Annotated in this window: 18 protein-coding genes; 1 reads left to right on the top strand and 17 read right to left on the bottom strand. The window is 54.2% G+C overall.

The features are described from left to right. Positions 1-16: 16 nt before the first annotated feature. The 13 genes from HRU87_RS03075 to lepA all read right to left on the bottom strand — a co-directional run bounded on the left by HRU87_RS03075 (position 17) and on the right by lepA (position 12,919). Positions 17-775 carry an isoprenyl transferase gene (locus HRU87_RS03075; RefSeq protein WP_173493484.1) on the bottom strand — a complete coding sequence of 253 codons (759 nt, stop codon included), beginning with the start codon at positions 773-775 and terminating at the stop codon, positions 17-19. Then, the gene (recO, locus tag HRU87_RS03070) at positions 775-1,491 is read right to left on the bottom strand and encodes a DNA repair protein RecO (protein ID WP_173493483.1); all 717 of its coding nucleotides are present in this window, start codon (positions 1,489-1,491) and stop codon (positions 775-777) included. The genes HRU87_RS03075 and recO overlap by 1 nt, the downstream gene beginning before the upstream one ends. Positions 1,492-1,531: 40 nt before the next feature. Next, positions 1,532-3,262 carry a 2-isopropylmalate synthase gene (gene leuA, locus HRU87_RS03065; RefSeq protein WP_173493482.1) on the bottom strand — a complete coding sequence of 577 codons (1,731 nt, stop codon included), beginning with the start codon at positions 3,260-3,262 and terminating at the stop codon, positions 1,532-1,534. 120 nt (positions 3,263-3,382) lie between these two features. Next, complete coding sequence (gene era, locus HRU87_RS03060; protein WP_173493481.1) at positions 3,383-4,267, bottom strand: GTPase Era; 885 nt, start codon at positions 4,265-4,267, stop codon at positions 3,383-3,385. Beyond that, complete coding sequence (locus HRU87_RS03055; RefSeq protein WP_173493480.1) at positions 4,260-5,333, bottom strand: hemolysin family protein; 1,074 nt, start codon at positions 5,331-5,333, stop codon at positions 4,260-4,262. The genes era and HRU87_RS03055 overlap by 8 nt, the downstream gene beginning before the upstream one ends. Next, entirely contained in the window at positions 5,326-5,787 is a 462-nt protein-coding gene (gene ybeY, locus HRU87_RS03050) for an rRNA maturation RNase YbeY (RefSeq protein WP_173493479.1), read from the bottom strand. Before ybeY ends, HRU87_RS03055 begins: the two co-directional genes overlap by 8 nt. Beyond that, positions 5,777-6,724 (bottom strand): PhoH family protein, encoded by a 948-nt coding sequence (locus tag HRU87_RS03045; protein WP_246247342.1) that lies wholly within the window; start codon positions 6,722-6,724, stop codon positions 5,777-5,779. The genes ybeY and HRU87_RS03045 overlap by 11 nt, the downstream gene beginning before the upstream one ends. Continuing rightward, entirely contained in the window at positions 6,724-7,038 is a 315-nt protein-coding gene (locus HRU87_RS03040; protein WP_173493478.1) for an HIT domain-containing protein, read from the bottom strand. The genes HRU87_RS03045 and HRU87_RS03040 overlap by 1 nt, the downstream gene beginning before the upstream one ends. Positions 7,039-7,063: 25 nt before the next feature. Continuing rightward, a complete protein-coding gene (locus tag HRU87_RS03035; RefSeq protein ID WP_173493477.1) occupies positions 7,064-7,753 on the bottom strand; it encodes an RsmE family RNA methyltransferase in 690 nt (229 codons plus the stop codon). Beyond that, on the bottom strand, positions 7,753-8,802 hold the full coding sequence (gene dnaJ, locus HRU87_RS03030) for a molecular chaperone DnaJ (protein ID WP_173493476.1): 1,050 nt from the start codon (positions 8,800-8,802) through the stop codon (positions 7,753-7,755). Before dnaJ ends, HRU87_RS03035 begins: the two co-directional genes overlap by 1 nt. After that, entirely contained in the window at positions 8,799-9,821 is a 1,023-nt protein-coding gene (hrcA, locus tag HRU87_RS03025; protein ID WP_173493475.1) for a heat-inducible transcriptional repressor HrcA, read from the bottom strand. The genes dnaJ and hrcA overlap by 4 nt, the downstream gene beginning before the upstream one ends. A gap of 42 nt (positions 9,822-9,863) precedes the next feature. Beyond that, positions 9,864-11,066, bottom strand: coding sequence for a radical SAM family heme chaperone HemW (gene hemW / locus HRU87_RS03020; protein WP_173493474.1), 1,203 nt, complete (start codon positions 11,064-11,066; stop codon positions 9,864-9,866). Beyond that, on the bottom strand, positions 11,066-12,919 hold the full coding sequence (lepA, locus tag HRU87_RS03015; protein ID WP_173494242.1) for a translation elongation factor 4: 1,854 nt from the start codon (positions 12,917-12,919) through the stop codon (positions 11,066-11,068). Before lepA ends, hemW begins: the two co-directional genes overlap by 1 nt. A 136-nt stretch (positions 12,920-13,055) precedes the next feature. Here lepA and rpsT point away from each other — a divergent pair, with 136 nt between their 5' ends. After that, positions 13,056-13,316, top strand: coding sequence for a 30S ribosomal protein S20 (gene rpsT, locus HRU87_RS03010; protein WP_173493473.1), 261 nt, complete (start codon positions 13,056-13,058; stop codon positions 13,314-13,316). A gap of 40 nt (positions 13,317-13,356) precedes the next feature. Here the strand turns inward: rpsT and holA are convergent, their stop codons facing one another. From holA to leuS, 4 genes are all read right to left on the bottom strand, one after another. Then, positions 13,357-14,310 carry a DNA polymerase III subunit delta gene (gene holA, locus HRU87_RS03005; protein ID WP_173493472.1) on the bottom strand — a complete coding sequence of 318 codons (954 nt, stop codon included), beginning with the start codon at positions 14,308-14,310 and terminating at the stop codon, positions 13,357-13,359. Further along, positions 14,307-16,166: a ComEC/Rec2 family competence protein gene (locus tag HRU87_RS03000; RefSeq protein ID WP_173493471.1), complete on the bottom strand. Its 1,860-nt coding sequence runs from the start codon at positions 16,164-16,166 to the stop codon at positions 14,307-14,309. The genes holA and HRU87_RS03000 overlap by 4 nt, the downstream gene beginning before the upstream one ends. Then, positions 16,163-16,732 (bottom strand): helix-hairpin-helix domain-containing protein, encoded by a 570-nt coding sequence (locus tag HRU87_RS02995; protein WP_173493470.1) that lies wholly within the window; start codon positions 16,730-16,732, stop codon positions 16,163-16,165. The genes HRU87_RS03000 and HRU87_RS02995 overlap by 4 nt, the downstream gene beginning before the upstream one ends. 61 nt (positions 16,733-16,793) lie before the next feature. Beyond that, the gene (gene leuS / locus HRU87_RS02990; protein WP_173493469.1) at positions 16,794-19,262 is read right to left on the bottom strand and encodes a leucine--tRNA ligase; all 2,469 of its coding nucleotides are present in this window, start codon (positions 19,260-19,262) and stop codon (positions 16,794-16,796) included. Between the last annotated feature and the right edge of the window lie 10 nt (positions 19,263-19,272).

Below are 19,272 nucleotides of genomic sequence, written 5' to 3'. Positions count from 1 at the left end.
GCTATGAGCTGAAGTGCTAGTTTAGCGGCGCATCAGTGGCCTGGCCGAAGCGCCTATCCCGATTCGCGAAGGAATCAATGGCTTCCCAAATGGTCTCCCTTGTGAAGTCAGGCCAGAGAGTCGGAAGAAACATCATTTCGGCATAGCTGGATTGCCACAGCAGGAAATTAGAAGTGCGCATTTCACCACTAGATCTCAGAAAGAGATCGACATCTGGTAGCTCCGGGACGTAAAGAAACCTCTGCATAGTTTTTTCAGTTATTGAACCGGGCTTGAGTTTTCCGGCGGAAACCTCATCTGCCATTCGATTCACGGCATCTAAGATCTCCTGACGACCGCCATAGTTGACCGCCATCGTTAGCGTGAGTCGCGAATTTGACCTGGTTCGTTTTTCAGCCTCAAGCAATTCATTGATGACCGTAGGCCAGAGTTTGGGTCTGCGGCCCGCCCAGCGGATCCTTACACCCCAGCTGTCAAGCAGGTCACGTCTTCTCCTGAGCACTTCCTTGTTGTAGCCCATGAGAAATCGAACCTCGTCGGGAGAACGCTTCCAGTTTTCGGTTGAAAACGCATACGCAGTGACGTGGGTTACTCCGGCTTCAATGGCCCCTGCAATGACCTCCAGAAGTGCAGCCTCACCGGCCTTATGACCTTCGGTGCGGGTGAGTCCCCGGGCGTTGGCCCACCGCCCATTCCCATCCATCACGACCGCAATGTGCTTTGGTACTTTGGAGAAAACCGGCGGTCTGCGCTGTGGATCAAATAGCTGCACCATTAGCGCTCAACCAGATTCATAGATCTCAGACCTCGCTCAATTTGCCACTGCAGGTATGCAGAGATTACCGAAGAAACTGCCTCCTTGGTCTCCTGCTTCGCTTTACCGACACCCTCCCAATTACCACCGAGCAGATCGGTCATGTGAGCCAAGCCAGAGGCCCCCAACCGGACGGACCCCGGAGCAAGGCAAGTGCTGCAGCTTACAAACCCGGTATGAACTGAGAAGGAAATGGGTTCGCCACCGCATCCCTGACAGCGGTCGAACTCAGGCACCCAACCAGAGAGTGCAAGCGCGCGAAGCAGGTAAGAGTCCAAGACCTGAGAGGACTGATGAACACCGGCCGCGAGAGTTCTGAGCCCGCCAAGCAGAAGCAGATACTGCTGAGAATTAGACGATTCACGGGTCAAACGTTCGGCAGCCTCAACCATTGCACTGGCCGCGGTGTATCGCGGGTAATCCGCGACAATAGCGGCGCCGTAATTGGAAAGCTGCTCCACCTGAGAAACCGTGTCCAGATTTTTGCCCTCGAAAAGCTGGAGGTCGCAAACCATAAAGGGTTCTAGTCGAGCACCGAAGCGGCTTGAGGTCTTGCGAACACCCTTCGCGACCGCACGAACTTGACCATGATCCTTGGTGAGGATGGTCAGAATTCGATCGACTTCGCCCAGCTTGTGGGTGCGAAGCACAATCCCTTCATCGCGGTAGTGAGGCATGAAAGAAGTATCTCAATCGCGATTGGCTTTTACCCTCAGGCTAGGCCCTTAGGGCTCGATTCACAGCAGAGATCAGCGCCTTGATGGAGGCAATCGTGATGTCACCATCAATTCCCACACCCCAGAGACTCTGGCCGTGTACTTCTAGCTCGATGTAGGCGGCAGCTAGAGCGTCACCGGAGGCACTGAGGGTGTGCTCAAGGTAGTCGTTTACCTTCACATCGACAGCCTGCTTTCGAAGCACGTCGGAGAAGGCAGAGATTGGGCCGTTACCGACTCCGCTGACCGATAGCTCACCGGTGCCGTCACGCAAAATGGCTTCGAGATTAACCACGCCGTCCATGTCAGAGGCTGTCTTGAGACGCTTTAGTTCAAAACGACCCCACTTCTGCTCCTGCGCCTTAGAGGGTAAATACTCGTCCTGGAAGATCGACCAAAGTTCCTCGCTGGTGACCTCCCCACCTTGGGAGTCGGTGTGATTTTGTACAACTTTGGAGAATTCGATCTGCAGTTTTCTCGGCAAATCCAATTGGTGGTCAGTTTTCAGCAGGTAGGCAACGCCACCCTTACCTGATTGTGAGTTAACCCGAATTACCGCCTCGTAGTTTCTGCCCACATCCTTAGGGTCAATTGGCAGGTAGGGAACTGCCCAGGTGAATTCCGAAACTGGAATAGAAGCCGCAGCCGCATCCCGCTCAAGATGCTCGAAGCCCTTCTTGATGGCGTCCTGGTGGCTTCCAGAGAATGCTGTGTAGACCAGGTCGCCACCGTATGGAGAGCGCTCTGGGACTGGAAGCTGATTGCAGTACTCCACGGTTCTCTTGATTGAGTCAATGTCACTGAAGTTGATCTGAGGGTCGATTCCCTGAGAGAAAAGATTGAGGCCGAGTGTTACCAGGTCAACGTTTCCGGTTCGCTCTCCGTTGCCGAACAGACATCCCTCAATTCGGTCTGCACCTGCCATGTAACCCAGTTCAGCTGCAGCGACAGCTGTGCCGCGGTCATTGTGCGGGTGCAGCGAAAGCAAAATGCTGTCCCTGGGAGCAAGACGCCTAGACATCCACTCAATCGAATCTGCGTAAACGTTCGGGGTTGCCATTTCGACGGTTGCGGGCAGATTGATAATCAACTTGCGCTCGGGGGTTGGCTGAATTATCTCGGCCACCGCGTTGCAAACCTCAACTGCATATTCCAGCTCTGTGCCGGTGTATGACTCTGGGGAGTACTCGTAAAAAATCTCGGTGTCGGGCAGGGTTGCCTCTAGCGAGAGGCACTTTCGTGCCGCATTCAAGGCAATTTGCTTGATGCCCTCCTTGTCCTGACCGAAGACAACTCGGCGCTGAAGGACTGAGGTCGAGTTGTAGAAGTGAACAATTGCTCGATTTGCCCCCTGCAGAGATTCGTAAGTGCGTTCGATAAGGTGATCCCGGGCCTGGGTCAGGACCTGAATCGTGACGTCCTCGGGGATGTGCTTGTCCTCAATCAGAATCCGCACAAAGTCAAAATCGGTCTGAGATGCAGAGGGAAAACCCACCTCAATCTCTTTGTAGCCCATGTCGACCAGAAGCTTGAACATCTTGAGCTTGCGCTCTGGGCTCATGGGGTCAATAAGTGCCTGGTTGCCGTCCCGAAGGTCAACAGCACACCATCTCGGCGCAACCTCAATGCGCTTTGAAGGCCAGGTTCGATCCGCAAGATTGACTTGAATTTGCTCGTGGTATGGCTGGTAGCGCCCAAAGGGCATTCCCGAAGTTTTCTGATTGTTCTGCATTATTTCTCTCCGCCTGATTGGTTTGGTGGCCGCTAGAAGGCTCCGCGACGAGAGGGGGCCGGATTAGGCCTCGTCGCGGCCGCTAAGCAGGAGAGCGAAACGCATGTTCCTACGCTAGCACTAGAACCCGAGTTTGCCCAGCTGCTTTGCGCTTCTTTGCCAGTCTTGAGCTACTCTCACCTGAATTGAGAGGTGGATTGGATATCCCAGGTGGCTTTCAATTTGCTTTCGGGCGGCTGCGCCGATTGTTCTCAGCATCGACCCGGCTTTTCCAATCACGATGCCCTTTTGGCTGTCTCGCTCAACCCAAAGGCTGACGTGGACATTGGGCTTGTTCTCCCCGTCAACAATCTCATCCAGGGTTACGGCTAGGGAGTGCGGTAACTCATCATCTACCAGTTCCAGAGCGGCCTCTCGAACAAACTCGCAAATCAGGTCCTCGGAGGTCTCCTCGGTCTCAATGTCGTCCGGGTAGAGCTCTGGGCCGACTGGAAGTAGCTTCACAATGATGTCGGAAACCAAGTGAACCTGATCTCCAGTCAGTGCCGAGACCGGCACGATTTCAGCCCAATCCGCCATGCCAGAAACTTCCATCAGGTGCTCGGCCAGACGCTGCTTGCTCACCGTGTCAACCTTGGTAACCAGGGCGATCTTCTTAGCCTTTGGAAAGCGTGAGAGATCCGCGACAATGTGAGCGTCCCCCGGGCCAATTTTTTCGTTAGCTGGCGTGCAGAAGGCAATCACGTCGACATCGGTAAGGGTCGAGGTTACCAAATCGTTTAGGCGTTGCCCAAGGAGTGTTCGAGGGCGGTGGACCCCTGGGAGATCAACGATGACAAGTTGGCCCTCGGGGTGATTCAAAATCGCCCGAATCGCCTTACGAGTGGTTTGAGGCTTGGAGCTGGTGATGGCGAATTTTTGCCCCACCATCGCGTTCATCAGAGTCGACTTCCCAACGTTGGGCCGACCGACAAAGGAAACGAACCCAGAATGGCGATTAGTCATTGATCTCCTGCTTGCGCACCAAGACGCTAAGAATACGGCCTCGTTTGGCATCGACCCGCTCCGCAGTCAGTTCCAGACCCGATGAGCTGACCACTTCACCACCTTTGGGCAAATTTCCCAGCGCCTTGATTAGCAATCCTCCAACGGTGTCAACGTCCTCATCTTCAATCTCAAGTTCGCAGTGCTCCGAGAGCTCATCGAGCGTAACTCTGGGGTTAACCCGGAAGAGGTCGCTGCCGACTAGTTCTATGTCAGCTGTTTCTCGATCGTGCTCATCGCTAATCTCACCAACCAGTTCCTCAAGCAGGTCCTCGATCGTCGCGATTCCAGCCACCCCACCGTACTCATCGGAAACCACAGCAATCTGAGTTCCGCTGCGCTGCATTTGCTGCAGAAGTTGAGCTACCGGGATTGACTCTGGGGTAAAGAGCACTGGCCTGGAGGCCTCGCTGGCTTTTACCTCGGAGAGTTGCAGGGGGTTTTGATGCATGTAGCGGGCAAGGTCCTTTAGATAAAGAATTCCAACCACGTCATCAACGTCTTCCCCAATAACAGGAAGACGTGAGAAACCGGAGGAGATGAATACAGCGAGTGCTCGTTCAAGCGAATCATCCGCTTGAACCACCTCCATGTCCACCCTGGGAACCATCACCTCACGGACGATGCGCTCGCCGAACTCTTCAACGGACTCGATCAGTTCAGCCTCGTAGTCCTCAACGATCTGCGGTGCGCTCAAGCGAATCGGTTCTACAAGCTTCGACCACCGCGAAATAAAGCTGTCAAGCCAACTCGCCAAGCGCTTTCCCGGGTTCCGGTTTCCAATCAGTTTCCCAAGGGCCTGCTGGATGAACCAGATAGCAAGAATGAAGACCGCAAGGATAAGAGCAAACGGTGCCTGCGGAGCTAAGGCAACAAGCCAACTGGCGGCCACGCCGGCCAGCAGCAGCGCCCTGGCCAAGGAAAGCGAGCCGGCTCGAGGATCTGACTCGGCTTCCAGATGAGTTTGGGCGGCAGCCAGAAGAACTAGCAATACCAGCGCCACCAGCCCAATCGCAAACTCAAGCAAGCGACTCCCCTTGATAAAACTCTTCAAGGAGCTTTTTCTGAAGGGCGAACATTTCGCGCTCCTCCTCTGGTTCGGCGTGGTCAAAGCCAACCAAGTGCAGCATGCCGTGGGTCACCAAAAGCAGCACCTCGTTGATCGGCTCGTGACCAGCGGCTATGGCCTGCCTGGTTGCAACCTGCGGGCAAACCACAATGTCGCCGAGGACTCCCTCTGGGGAGGGAACCAGATCAGACCCCGGACGCAATTCATCCATGGGGAAACTGAGCACGTCTGTCGGCCCCTCTTCATCCATCCATTTGATGTGGAGATCGGTCATTGGACCCTCGTCAACGAAAATGATGCCGACATCAACCATTGGGTGAAGCTTCAAGGCATCCCGGACACTCGAGGCAAGCGCGAGCACGCGGTCAGTGTCGACCGCTACCTCGGACTCGTTGGAAATTTCAATGCTCATCTTGGGCCCTATCGTATGCCTCAACAATTCGAGTCACCAGCTCGTGGCGCACCACGTCTTTGCTGGAGAGTTTCGAAATGTGCAGCCCCTCCACCCCCGAAAGAATTTTGGTTGCGATGCTCAAACCAGATTTCCCACCGGGAAGATCAACCTGCGAGGTGTCTCCGGTGATGACCATTTTTGAATTAAAACCAAGTCGGGTCAGGAACATTTTCATCTGCTCGGCGGTAGTGTTCTGTGCCTCGTCCAAAATAATGAATGAGTCATTCAGAGTGCGGCCACGCATGTAGGCCAGCGGTGCCACCTCAATCACACCGGCCTGAAGCATTCTGGCTGTTGCCTCTGGTTCCAACATCTCCTGAATGGCATCAAATAGCGGCCTCAGGTAAGGGTCAATCTTTTCGCTTAGGGTTCCGGGTAGAAAACCAAGTCGCTCACCAGCCTCAACGGCGGGCCTAGTAAGGATGATTCGACTAACCTGCCTGGCGTAAAGCGCAGACACGGCCTTGGCTACCGCAAGGTAGGTTTTTCCTGTTCCAGCCGGGCCAATTCCGAAAGTTATCGTGTGCTCGTCTATGGCTTCCAAATACTGCTTTTGACCCAGGGTCTTGGCTCGCACGGTTTTACCAGGGGTAACAATCGCTCCTGCACCGAGCACCTTTGATGGAACCTCCGAGCCTGAAGCCAGAATGCGCGCTGACTCAGTTACCGAGCGTTCATCCGGGACCACTCCCTGGGCGATAAGGTCAGCTAACTCCTCTAGGACCTGCCTTGCGGATTCCAGCTGGGAAGGCTCGCCCTCGAGCATGAACGCGTTGCCGCGGTTTTGAACCCTGAGTCCCGGGAAGTCTTTTTCAAGTTTCTTCACGAGTCGATCCTGCGGCCCGAGGAGGTCTGCAACATTGACCCTTGAGATTTCAAAATTCAGCTGAGCCACTAATTTCCCGACTGACTCAAGATGTGAGCGTGAGTGTGGAACACCGATTGCCCCTCGCGCTCGCCCGCGTTGAACTGCAATCTAAATTGACCATCGGTAAATTGAGCAGATACCTCTCTGATGAGGCTGAAAAGACCCAGAAGAACGGTGTCGTTTTCTAATTCGGAGATGTTGACGGTGTGCTGTCTTGGAACCACCAAAATGTGAGTTTTAGCCTGTGGATTGATGTCCGCAAAGGCGACCGCCTGCTCATTCTCGGCCAGCAACTCAGTGCCAAGTGCCCCCGAGATGATTTTGCAAAAGATGCAGTCCATTTTTCCTCCAGCCCAATCCTAGGTCTTAGTCCCAAGCCCCAACAGCGAGCATGAGGGCGGCGATGGCAGCGGGACCTGCAGTTGATGTGCGGAGCACAGAGGTTCCCAGGCGAACCGGAGTGAAACCCGATTCTGAGAGCTTTTGTATCTCGGCATCACTAAGTCCACCCTCAGGCCCGACAACCAAAGTAATGTCATCAAGCTCGAATCTAACCGAGCTAATCGTCTGACTGGCGGCAGGATCTAGGACCAAACCAAGCCCAACTGGCCGAACAGTCTTGGTTGTTTGTAGCTCTCTTATGGCGCATAGGTGAGCTTGCTGGGACTGCTTCATTGCGGCCAGCGCGATCTGCTGCCAACGCTCACGGTTTTTTTCCGCTTTGCCGTCCCACCTCACCACAGAGCGCTCGGACTGCAGGGGTGTTACTGAGCTGACACCAAGTTCCACGGAAGCCTGCAGGGCCATTTCGTCCCTGTCCCCCTTGGCAAGGGCCTGAACTAGATGAAACCGAGGTTTTGGTTCCTGCACTGTGTAGTTGTCGAGCGGCTGATAATCAGAATCTCCCTGGTGGCGTGCCTTCAACACCAAACCCAGACCGTTTGTGATGGCAATTTCCTCATCGACTTCCAATCGCAGCGATTTGACGTGCTTTGCCTCTTGCTCGGGAAGCCGAACGGAAGATACGGTCAGCGCGGGGTCATAAAACCAATGCACTAGAACCGGCCCTTGGTCCTGCGAGAGCCGAGCCTTGGTGAATCCTCCTGGTGATGCTCGCGAAGCTTTTGAAACAGCGCCTTGGCGCCAGAGTCCAGTCGGGTCGGCGTTAGCACCTTGAGCTGGATGTTCAGGTCTCCTCGACCTCGGCCTCGAATTCGAGTCGCCCCCAAACCCTTGACAGTGATGGTGTCACCGTGCTGGGCACCCGGCTTGACCTCAATGGATGTGGAACCGTCAAATGTGTCAATCTCCGTTTTGAACCCGAGAGCGGCATCTGCCACCGGAACTTCCAATACAGCCACCAGGTCATCACCATCTCGACCAAAAATAGGATGCGGCCGAACAGAGATTTCAAGGTAGATGTCACCCGCTGGACCGCCGGCAAAACCAACTTCACCCTGACCGGCAAGGTGGAGGCGCATTCCGTCGGCCACTCCGGCGGGAATCTCTAGGTCGAGTTCGCGCTTGGCTCTTACTCGACCCTGCCCGCGACAGGAAATGCAGGGATCCGGAATGACTTCACCGGTTCCTCGACAGGATCCACAAGGGGTGGTCGTGACCATCATTCCCATAAAAGACTGTACCTGTCGTTGGATTTGACCAGACCCTCGACATATGTCACACACGCGCGCAGAGGTGCCCGGTTTGCAACAGGATCCGTGGCACGTCTCGCACAGGATTGCAGTGTCAATGTTGAGAGTCTTTTCGACTCCAAAAATAGCCTCGTCAAGTTCTAGGTCGACCCGAAGCAAAGCGTCCTGCCCACGCTGAGCCCTTGACTGAGGCCCACGGGCCCCGCCCCCAAAGAATGACTCAAAAATGTCCCCCAGGCCAAAGCCAGCATCGCCGCCGCGGTCGTAGCTTGCCCGCTGATTTTCATCCGAGAGGACTTCGTAGGCGTGCGTTACCAGCTTGAATTTTTCTGAAGCGCTAGGGTCTGGATTTACATCCGGGTGAAGCTCACGGGCGAGTTTTCGATAGGCCTTTTTTATCTCATCGGTGGAAGCGGTCCGAGAGACGCCGAGCACCTCGTAGTGATCGCTCAAGAGTTTCCCTCCAAAATTTTGGTCAGGTATCTAGCAACTGCCCGGACGGCCGCGATGTTCCCCGAGTAGTCCATTCTCGTGGGACCCAAAACACCAAGCTTGGCTATCTCGGCACCGTTATTCTCATAGCCGGTGACCAGAATTGAGGCACTCCTTAGATTCTCGTTTCCGATTTCACTGCCAATTCGCAAGCCCACGCCGTGCTGATCTGCACTCAATTCCTCGAGGAGCTTGAGTAGCACAACCTGCTCCTCAATCTCTTGCAAAACGCGTGAGAGATCGCCTGAGAAATCCTGCTCCTGCTTAACCAGGTTGGCAGCACCTGAAATCATGATCTTTTCGAGTCGATTCTCGTCAACCAGCTCCAGCAAAGCGGATATCAAAACATCGATTGCAGCGCGTCGCGCGGGAGAAAACTCCGTCACCAAACCCGACACCTTGGCCTTAACCTCAGCCAGCGGCAACCCGGCAAGGGTTCCGTTTAGCCTGCCGCGCAACTCTTGAACCACCGCATCATCCAGCTCGGCAACTTCAACCTGGTGCTGCTGAATCCGACCAGAGTCAGTTATGAGCATCAGTAGCACGCGGGCTGAATTCAACGGGATTAGTTCAATGTGGCGGACGCGGGACTTTCCGAGCGATGGGTACTGAACAAGAGCGAGAGTGTTGGTCAGCTGCGCCAGTTGCCTTGCAGTCCGCTCCACGATGTCATCGATGTCGTTTGCACCCACCAAGAAATTCTCAATTGCACTCTTTTCGGCCTGCGAAAGTGGCTTAAGGTCTGAAAGCTTGTCAACAAAAAGGCGGTAGCCCTTTTCGGTTGGGATGCGTCCGGCTGAGGTGTGAGGCGCAACAATCAGCTGCTCTTCTTCCAAAAGCGCCATGTCGTTACGAATTGTGGCTGCTGAGACTCCCAGGGGATGTCTATCAAGCAGTGACTTTGAGCCCACGGGCTGTGAGGAGTATATAAAGTCCTGAACAATAGCCCTAAGAACCTCTAGGGATCTCTCTGGAATCATTGGCACTCACCTACCTCGAGTGCCAAGTCTAAAACAACTGAGCTAATTGGTCAGGAAATCCAGCACAATCCCATCCACCAGTAGCCTTCCCTCCAGGGTTGGGACAATTTGACCACCGGGTTCAAGTCTCAGGTGACCAGAGGCGATCCGCTCCGAAACGCGCTGTGGTGAGACGCCAAGGTCCCGTAGAAGTTTGCGATCAACCCCATCCGATGTCCTAAGCTCTAGCAACAGCCGCTCCTCACTGCGGGTCCGAGCGTCAAGGCTCTCCATCGAGTGAATTGGACTGCCCTGAAGCAGTAGCTTCGAGTAGTTGGCCGGGTATTTGTGGTTCCAAAATCTTGTGCCTGAAATGTGAGAGTGTGCGCCCGGTCCAAATCCCCACCAATCCATTGAACGCCAGTAAGCCTGATTGTGCCTGCACGGCTCCCCCCAATTAGAGACTTCATAGTTCTCCAGGCCAGCCTCGGTTAGTTTTTGCTCTGCTAGGAGGTACTTATCAGCATTGAGATCTTCATCAATGTCAGGCATTTCACCCCTGGAGATTCTCCGGGCTAACGCAGTGCCCTCTTCAACGATCAACGCATACGCAGAAACGTGCTCGGGCTTTAGTTCCAGTGCCAGATCTAACGTTTTAGACCAGCTTTCCAAGCTTTCGCCAGGGGCGCCGTAGATCAAATCCAGACTTAGCCTTGCCCCAAGCTCACGAATATCTCGCGCTGCACTCCGAACCTTATCGGCCGTGTGCACTCTGTCCAGTGTCTTCAGAACCTGCTCATCAAAAGATTGAACCCCGATGCTGAAACGGTTGATCCCGGATTCGTAAAAGCCTGCGAGCCGCTCTTTGGTCAGCCCCTCAGGATTTGCCTCCATCGTGATTTCAACATCTTCCCCAAAACCGAACGCCTCTTCGAGCCTTGTTAGCAGAGCCCCGATTTGTGACGGCGAAAACAGTGATGGGGTGCCACCACCGATAAAAACAGTCTCCAGCTTTCTCTTTGGAATACCGGAGCCTGACAGGACGGAGTCAGCGAATTCAATCTCACGAATTAGAGACTCGTGGAATGTGGACTGAGAAATGTCACCGATTTCATTTGCCGTGTAGGTATTGAAGTCGCAGTACCCGCACCTGACAACGCAGAAAGGAACATGAAGATAAACATGAAAAGTTGAGTCGTTTCTCACCTCAACCTCTAGCCTGTTGTCGTCAGGCCAAGGGTCGCCGTGGGGCAACGAGGCAGCCACTATTTCTTCTTGTCGGGCTTGGCTTCTTCGGTAGAGAGCGCAGCAATGAAAGCCTCTTGGGGAACCTCAACCCTGCCCACCATCTTCATTCGCTTCTTGCCCTCTTTTTGCTTCTCGAGAAGCTTGCGCTTTCTAGAAATGTCACCGCCGTAACACTTGGCAAGAACGTCCTTGCGAATAGCCCTGATGGTTTCCCTGGCGATGATTCTGGCTCCGACGGCAGCTTGAATTGGAACTTCAAACTGCTGCCTAGGAATTAGCTCCCGAAGCTTGGTTGCGATCCTGGTGCCCTGCGCGTAAGCCTTGTCACGGTGAACAATCGAGCTGAAGGCGTCGACTTTTTCACCCTGGAGCAGCAGGTCAACCTTGACCAAATCCCCTTCGGCAAAGCCATCGTCCTCATAATCTAGGGATGCGTAGCCCTGGGTTTTGCTCTTCAGGTGATCGAAGAAATCAAACACGATTTCAGCCAGCGGAAGCTTGTAGCGAAGTTGGACCCTGTCTTCACCTAAGTACTGCATGTCAATCAGAGAGCCTCGACGAGACTGGCACAGCTCCATGATCGTTCCAACATAATCTTTGGGGCTGAGGATGGTCGCCTTGACCATGGGCTCAAAGACCTCACGAATTTTTCCCTCTGGGAATTCGGAAGGGTTGGTGACAATGTGCTCTCCGCCATCATCCTTTGTAACTCGGTAAATCACCGATGGCGATGTTGCAATCAGCGAGAGATTGAACTCTCGCTCAAGTCGCTCAGTGATGATCTCAAGGTGCAGCAGCCCAAGGAAGCCGCAGCGGAAACCAAATCCCAGTGCAGCGGAAGTCTCAGGTTCATAAACAAGTGACGCATCCGAAAGGCGAAGCTTGTCCAGTGCCTCGCGCAAGTTTGGATAGTCACTTCCGTCAATTGGATAAATACCCGAGAACACCATGGGCTTTGGCTCTGCGTAGCCCTTGAGCGCTTCGGTGGCTGGCTTTAGTTTGGTGGTTACAGTGTCGCCAACTTTCGACTGACGGACATCTTTCACACCGGTGATTAGATAGCCGACCTCACCAACGGATAGTCCCTTGGTTGGTTCTGGCTCAGGAGAGATAACACCGATTTCAAGAAGCTCGTGGACAGCCCTGGTTGACATCATCTGAATTTGCTCGCGCGGGTGGAGTTTTCCGTCGATCATTCGAACATAGGTCACAACGCCGCGGTAGGAATCGTAAACCGAGTCAAAAATCATTGCTCGGGCCGGAGCGTCTGGATCTCCCACTGGGGCCGGTACTCGGTTAATGATGCGATCGAGCAGCTCAGGAACTCCAGCTCCGGTCTTTCCCGAAACCCGCAGGCAGTCTTCTGGAGAACCACCGATCAAACTTGCTAGTTCCTCCGCATACTTTTCAGGCTGTGCCGCGGGCAGATCAATCTTGTTGAGGACCGGGATGATCTCGAGGTCGTTTTCAAGAGCCAGGTAGAGGTTTGCCAGCGTTTGAGCCTCAATACCCTGTGCGGCGTCGACAAGCAACACTGCGCCCTCACAGGCGGCGAGCGACCGCGAAACCTCATAGGTGAAGTCCACGTGACCGGGCGTGTCGATCATGTTCAATGCGTAGGTCGTTCCGTCAACCTCCCACGGCAGGCGCACGGCCTGAGACTTGATGGTGATTCCACGCTCACGCTCGATGTCCATGCGGTCGAGGTATTGCTCTCGCATTTGGCGATCGTTCACAATTCCGGTCAGCTGAAGCATGCGATCGGCAAGGGTGGACTTACCGTGGTCAATGTGAGCGATGATGCAAAAATTGCGAATCAGGCTTGGCGGCGTTTGCGACGGCACAAGGGCGTTCTGAGCACGTGGCGACAAGCTAACCTCAATTTGCTGGGTGAATGGATGTAGGTATTCTCTCACGGAGCTTGCCCCTGAGACGTCCAACTGATAGGATTTCCCCTTGTTCTGAGGTGCACTACCTCAAAAAAGTTTTCGCCTAGGAAAGTGAAACATGGCAAACATCAAGTCGAACATCAAGCGCATCGGCACCAACCGTAAGGCTGAAGAGCGCAACAAGGCTGTCCGCTCCGAGCTAAAGACTGCTGTCCGCGCCGCCCGTGAGGCCGTTGAGTCGGGAGACAAGGCCGCTGCAACTGCTGCTCTGGCACACGCTACCCGCAAGCTAGACAAGGCTGTTTCTAAGGGTGTCGTTCACAAGAACCAGGCTGCCAACCGTAAGAGCTCAATCAGCAAGAAGGTTGCAGCTCTCTAAAGATTCGAAACTTTGAAAACCGGGCTTCGGCCCGGTTTTTTTATTTCCTAGCCATGGCCATCAGCAGGCGCTCAATAGAAAATTCTGGGTCCCGGCTTGCTCCCTTAACATCCGCGTCAGTTTGGGCAGCAAGCTGCACAAGAGACACCAGCGCAGACTCATCCCAGCCTTGCAATTCCCTGCGAGCCTTGTCCAACTGCCAGGGCTGCATCCCCAAGGCTGCTGGAGACGCATTCCTATCGTTATAAAGCCTGGCCAATTGGCGAATTCGCATGGCTAACGCCGCATTCAGGGCAACAGGATCAATTCCCGTTGTGAAGCCATGGCGGAACAACCGAATCGCCTCAGCCGCGTTTCCAGCAAGCGCTGCATCGGCAATTTTGAAAGCATTGGTTTCGACTCGCCCCTGAAAGTTTCGCTCCACCACCTCTTGGGTGATCGTGCCCTCGGCAGCTGCAGCCAGCTGGGCGCAAGCACCGCCAAGCTCGGCAAGGTCCTGGTTGAAAGCTGCCAGCAATGCCTTGAGACCTGAGGCATCGATCTTCTTTCCTGAATTTGCCAGCTCTTGCTTGACGAAGTCTGCACGTTCACTGTCCTTCTTCAATTCCTCACAGCTAACGACAAGAGCCTGCTTTGAGAGCGATTGCTTCAGCTTTTGGTTGTGCCCAACGCTGTTGGGTACTCTGACCACCACGGTGCAGGCCTCTATGGGATCTTCAGTCAGCTTAGTTAGATCCTCAAGGAGACCCTCTTGAGCGCCCTGAATGATTACGAGCCGCGGCTCCGCGAAAAGCGATGGGGCTGCAACTGTCAATAGCAGGCTCGGGGAGTATTCACCCTCGTCAATTTCGGTTACTTCGAGCTCTGGAGATTCAGTTCGCAAAATTTGCTTGATTCTAGCCATCGCTTTTGAGGCTAAATAAGACTCGGAACCGGTGATTAGGACTAATTGAGCGGGTGCAGCATCCTGCCAATAGACGGTTTTTCCAATCACAGCGAAAGCTTACCTGCGGCCCGGACCTTGACCTCGGTGGCCTCCAACTCAAATGCAATCGGGCCCTGAGTATCGGTCCGGTAAATGGCCGTAGCGCTTGAATTCAGAATTCGAAGAATTCGCTCTGATGGGTGACCGTAGTCGTTTCCCTCCCCCACCGATAACACCGCCAGCTCAGCCTGCACAAGTTCGTAAAACTCTCTCGACTGATCTGCAGACCCGTGATGAGCGACTTTCACCAGTAGAGTTTCCGCCCTCATCTGCTCGAGATATCCGTAAGAATTCCGCATCAGCCTAATTTGCCCTGGCTCCCCAAGGTCCCCTAGGGCAAGGATAGATAAGCCCGGTAGCTCCCAATAGGTGATTATGGATGCGTCGTTAGAATCCTCTGCCTCACTTGCTTCAAATGTCGGTGAGAGAACAGTGAATTTACCGTCGCCAAAAATCTCCACCATTCCTCGAAAAGCCACCTCCGGGGTCACCCCTTGCGCTGCGAGTGCAGTCTCAACACTTCCTACCAACGGTCGGTCATCCGAAAATCCAGAAATCAGAGCGCGTTCAATTTTGCGATTTGATACCGCTCCGAAAATTCCTCCCACGTGATCGGCGTCAAAGTGAGTTAGAACCAGTAGGTCAATTTTTGATATACCGAGCGAATCTAAGCAGGAGTCAATTCGCTCGGGCTCGCGACCTACGTCAATTAGTGCGACTTTTCCACGACTCTTGATTAGTAGGGCGTCCCCCTGGCCAACATCGCAGTTGAACACCGTCCAGTTTCCAGCGAGGGCTGTTCTCTGAAAAAGTGCGCTCCCAACCCAGCCGACGGGAAGCAAAATGGAGATGAAAGCTGCGGTCGAACCAATGATTCTCAGCCGATTTGTTTTGCCAAGTAACCAGGTAGTTATCCCAGCAACCAGCAAGACCATTAGCGCAACACCATGAGGTCCAGGGACAAAGGGTAAACGCGTGAGAGGCAATGCGGAGAGCCTCGCTGCAACCTCCGTTATCCACCAGGCACCCAAGGATGCCAAAAAGCTCAGCAGTTGGGCAACTGGGGGAAACGGTATTACCGCTACCACCGCAGCAATCCCCAAAATAGTCACCGGCGCAACTGCAAACTCAACCAGCAGGTTCGCGATGATTGAATAAACCGGAATGCTGGATTCCAACATGAGCAGAATCGGCATGGTGAAGAGCTGGGCTGACATCGTTGCCGCCAAGCCCAGCGCAAGCCAACGATTCATTTTGGGCGCAAGTTTCTCAAATAGCTCCGTTGCCAACAGCAACAATCCCAACGTTGCAAACACTGATAGCCCAAATCCAAAGTCGACCGCTAGTCCAGGGTCGGCCACGAGCAAAAAAATTACAGCCCAGGAAAGCGGATGAATCGGATTTACCCGTCTTCCCAGCCACAGACCAACGATGACAAATAACGTCATCGTTGCAGCGCGCAACACCGATGACTCCGGACCTACCAGCAATACATAGGCAAACATGGCAAGAACTGCAATGGCGAATCTAAGATTTCTGCCCAAACCCAAAGCCGACATTAGAAAGAAAATGCTGGCCGTTACAATCGCGAAATTTGCCCCGCTCACTGCCACGAGGTGCGTGAGTGAAAGCTCCTTCATTTGAGCGGTTAACTCTTCAGAAATTAGTCCCCGCTCACCGATGGTGAGACCAGCGACCAGACCCTTCGCGTCGGAAGAAACGCCCGCCAAATTTGCCAGGAACTTTGCCCGCAACGTCTCGATAGGGGCTAAGTCTGGATAGGAGCTCTTGATAGCCGATGCATCGTTTTCGGGAGCGCTAATCCAGAGAAATAGCCAAAGGGCTGAAGCGATTACCAGGTTCACAACGTGAGCTGGGTGGTTATCTTCGCAAACAGCTTTGGTCCAATCCCACTCACCTCTCGAAGCTGCTCAAGATCCGCAAATGAACCGATCTGGCTGCGGTATTCGATAATCGCACTCGCCAGTGCGGGGCCAACCCCGGGCAGCGACTCCAATTGCTCTTGATCGGCAGAGTTCAGTGAGATGAATCCACCAGCAGAACCTGAGGCAATCTGGCCTTTGGCCAAGACCACAATTTGCTCGCCATCGGAGACCATTCGGGCGAGATTAACTGATTGCTCAAAAGCCTCGGCTGTCATCCCTCCTGCGACAGAAATGGCATCTTCGACCCGGGAACCAGCCTCAAGTTGATAAAGACCTGGGCTCGCTACCTCTCCCGCAACATGAACGTAAATCATCCCGAGATTCAGCGTCGTTGAATCTGCGAGCTCCGGGCTCTCAAATTCATAGGCCTGGTCTGAACTGGAGAATGAGCTACCCAGAATCACAACTAGGCCCGCGGCCAGCGACCCGATAACAACTTTTTGAATTAGGGAGAGCTGACTAAACCATTCCAAAGCATTTTTCATGGCGTTAGCCTCGCCAAGAACCTAGGGCTCCTTGCAGGGCCTTGGAATACTCGTGGAGAAACTAACCCTTGGTGGCTATGTTGACAAGCTTGGGAGCTCGAACAATTACCTGAGCCAGCTCCTTATCGCCGATTGCTCGTTTGACCGCATCCGAGGCCAGCGCCAGCTCCCTGAGGGCGTCCTCGCTGATGTCCGCGGGCACCTCGAAGCGATCCCGAAGCTTTCCATCTACCTGAGCAATTGCCACAACCGAACTTTCAACCAGCAGGGATTTCTCCACAGCGCGGAATTGAGCAAGGGCAACCGCAGGTTCGTGACCCAGAATCGACCACATATCCTCGGCCGCATAGGGTGCAAAGAGAGAAAGTGCCTTGCTCAACTCTTCGGCACCTTCGCGAACCGCAGGATCTGCCGGTCCACAACCCGTGTCAATCGCTTTGCGAAGAGAATTGGTCAACTCCATCGCCTTTGCGACTCCAACGTTGAACTTGAAACTTTCGATAGCCTCACCAAACTGCTGCAGGAACAGATGTGTGGCTTTTCTAACTCCCTGATCTCCCGCGGTCACATCAGACCCGACACTGCTCGAGACATCCGAAGCGACTCGCCATGCGCGTGCCAGGAACTTGCTGCTTGCCGAAGGGGAAACATCCGCCCAGTCAATGTCATCCTCTGGAGGGCCAGCGAAGGCCATAGTGAGCCTGACCGCATCAACACCGTGCTCATCAAGTTGCTCAGAGAGACGAACTAGGTTTCCGCGGGATTTGCTCATGGCGGAGCCGTTCATTAGAACCATCCCCTGGTTTAGCAGCCTGGTGAAGGGCTCCTCAAAGTCAACCATGCCCATGTCGTGAAGCACCTTGGTGAAGAAACGTGCGTAAAGCAGATGCAAAATTGCGTGGGTTACACCCCCAACGTACTGGTCTACTGGTGCCCACTTTTTGACCTGCTCAGGGTCAAAGGCGAATTCGGTGCTGTTTGGGCTCAAATAGCGCAGGAAGTACCAGGAGCTATCCACAAAGGTGTCCATGGTGTCGGAATCGCGTCTAGCTGCCCCACCGCAGCTCGGGCAGCTAACATTCACCCAGTCTTGAGCAGCCCCCAGCGGAGATGACCCCTTTGGTGAAAGATCTAGTCCGGCACTGCTTGGAAGCTCAACCGGAAGTTGTTCCTGAGGAACCGGCACCTCACCGCAAGCCTCGCAGTGAATGATCGGGATCGGGGTGCCCCAGTAGCGCTGACGTGAAATTAGCCAGTCGCGAAGCCTAAAGTTCTTAGACCCGCGACCAAGCCCCTTAGCCTCGAGAATCTCGATGGCCCTAAGAATCGCCTGATCCTTGGATAGACCGTTCAGCTCACCGGAGTTGATGATTGTGCCATCACCGGTGGTAGCAACTCGAGACTCGGAGGGCAACGGGTCACCGGTGTCCAAAACGTCAATTACCGGAAGCTGCATGGCATTTGCAAATGCCATGTCGCGCTCATCGTGAGCCGGCACCGCCATGATGGCGCCGGTGCCGTAGTCTGCCAACACATAGTCGGAGGCCCAAATTGGGATCTTGGCGCCCGATAGCGGATTGATTGCGAATCGGTCCAGGAACACCCCGGTTTTTGGTCGGTCGGTTGCTAAACGTTCAATGTCATTGGATTGCTTGGTTTTATCCAGATAGTCCTGGAACGCCATTCTGGTCTCTGGCTGAGCCCCGGAGGCTAGTTCAGCCGCAAGGTCACTGTCGACAGCCACCACCATAAATGTGGCTCCGTAAAGCGTGTCAGGTCGGGTGGTGAAGACCTCAAGCTTGCGCTCGGAGCCGTCAATCGCGAATTCGACGTTTGCCCCCTGTGATCTTCCGATCCAGTTGCGCTGCATAGTGAGCACCTTGCCGGGCCACTTCCCCTCGAGGGTGTCGAGGTCATCCAGGAGGCGATCGGCGTAATCAGTGACCTTGAAGTACCACTGCGTCAGAGCCTTCTTGGTTACCTGGGAATCACAGCGCTCGCAGAGCCCCTGAACCACCTGCTCGTTAGCCAAAACGGTTTGGCAAGATGGGCACCAATTCACATTTGAGTTCTTGCGGTATGCGAGTCCGCGCTTGTAAAACTCTAAAAACAGCCACTGATTCCAGCGGTAATAAATCGGATCGCAAGTCTGGAGCACTCGGTCCCAGTCAAAGCTGCAGGCATAGCGGCGCATCGAAGACTTTTGCTGGTCGATGTTTTCGTAGGTCCAATTTCTCGGGTCAAGCCCGCGCTTTATGGCCGCATTTTCTGCAGGCAGGCCAAAGGCATCCCAGCCAATCGGATGCATGACGTTGTAACCGCGCTGCACCCAGTAGCGAGCAATCACGTCCCCGAGGGCATAGGCCTCAGCGTGGCCCATGTGAAGATCACCCGATGGGTACGGGAACATGTCCAGCACATACTTGGTGGGGCGGTCATCGCCCGGCACCGAAGAGTCAAAAGGCTTGATCTGGTCCCAGACCGGAAGCCACCTGTCTTGAATTGCTTGGAAGTTGTAATCTGCGCTCACTAAAACCCTC

It is taken from the genome of Aquiluna borgnonia, from assembly GCF_013283855.1.
Lineage (GTDB): Bacteria > Actinomycetota > Actinomycetes > Actinomycetales > Microbacteriaceae > Aquiluna > Aquiluna borgnonia.
Note: the sequence above shows the minus strand (reverse complement) of the source record. Positions and strands in the feature narration are given on the sequence as shown.

Bases quoted from the DNA above. Each gene is read 5' to 3' on its own strand.
- HRU87_RS03075 (WP_173493484.1), bottom strand. From the start codon at position 775: ATGGTGCAGCTATTTGATCCACAGCGCAGACCGCCGGTTTTCTCCAAA.
- recO (WP_173493483.1), bottom strand. From the start codon at position 1,491: ATGCCTCACTACCGCGATGAAGGGATTGTGCTTCGCACCCACAAGCTG.
- leuA (WP_173493482.1), bottom strand. From the start codon at position 3,262: ATGCAGAACAATCAGAAAACTTCGGGAATGCCCTTTGGGCGCTACCAG.
- era (WP_173493481.1), bottom strand. From the start codon at position 4,267: ATGACTAATCGCCATTCTGGGTTCGTTTCCTTTGTCGGTCGGCCCAAC.
- ybeY (WP_173493479.1), bottom strand. From the start codon at position 5,787: ATGAGCATTGAAATTTCCAACGAGTCCGAGGTAGCGGTCGACACTGAC.
- HRU87_RS03040 (WP_173493478.1), bottom strand. From the start codon at position 7,038: ATGGACTGCATCTTTTGCAAAATCATCTCGGGGGCACTTGGCACTGAG.
- hrcA (WP_173493475.1), bottom strand. From the start codon at position 9,821: ATGATTCCAGAGAGATCCCTAGAGGTTCTTAGGGCTATTGTTCAGGAC.
- rpsT (WP_173493473.1), top strand. From the start codon at position 13,056: ATGGCAAACATCAAGTCGAACATCAAGCGCATCGGCACCAACCGTAAG.
- HRU87_RS02995 (WP_173493470.1), bottom strand. From the start codon at position 16,732: ATGAAAAATGCTTTGGAATGGTTTAGTCAGCTCTCCCTAATTCAAAAA.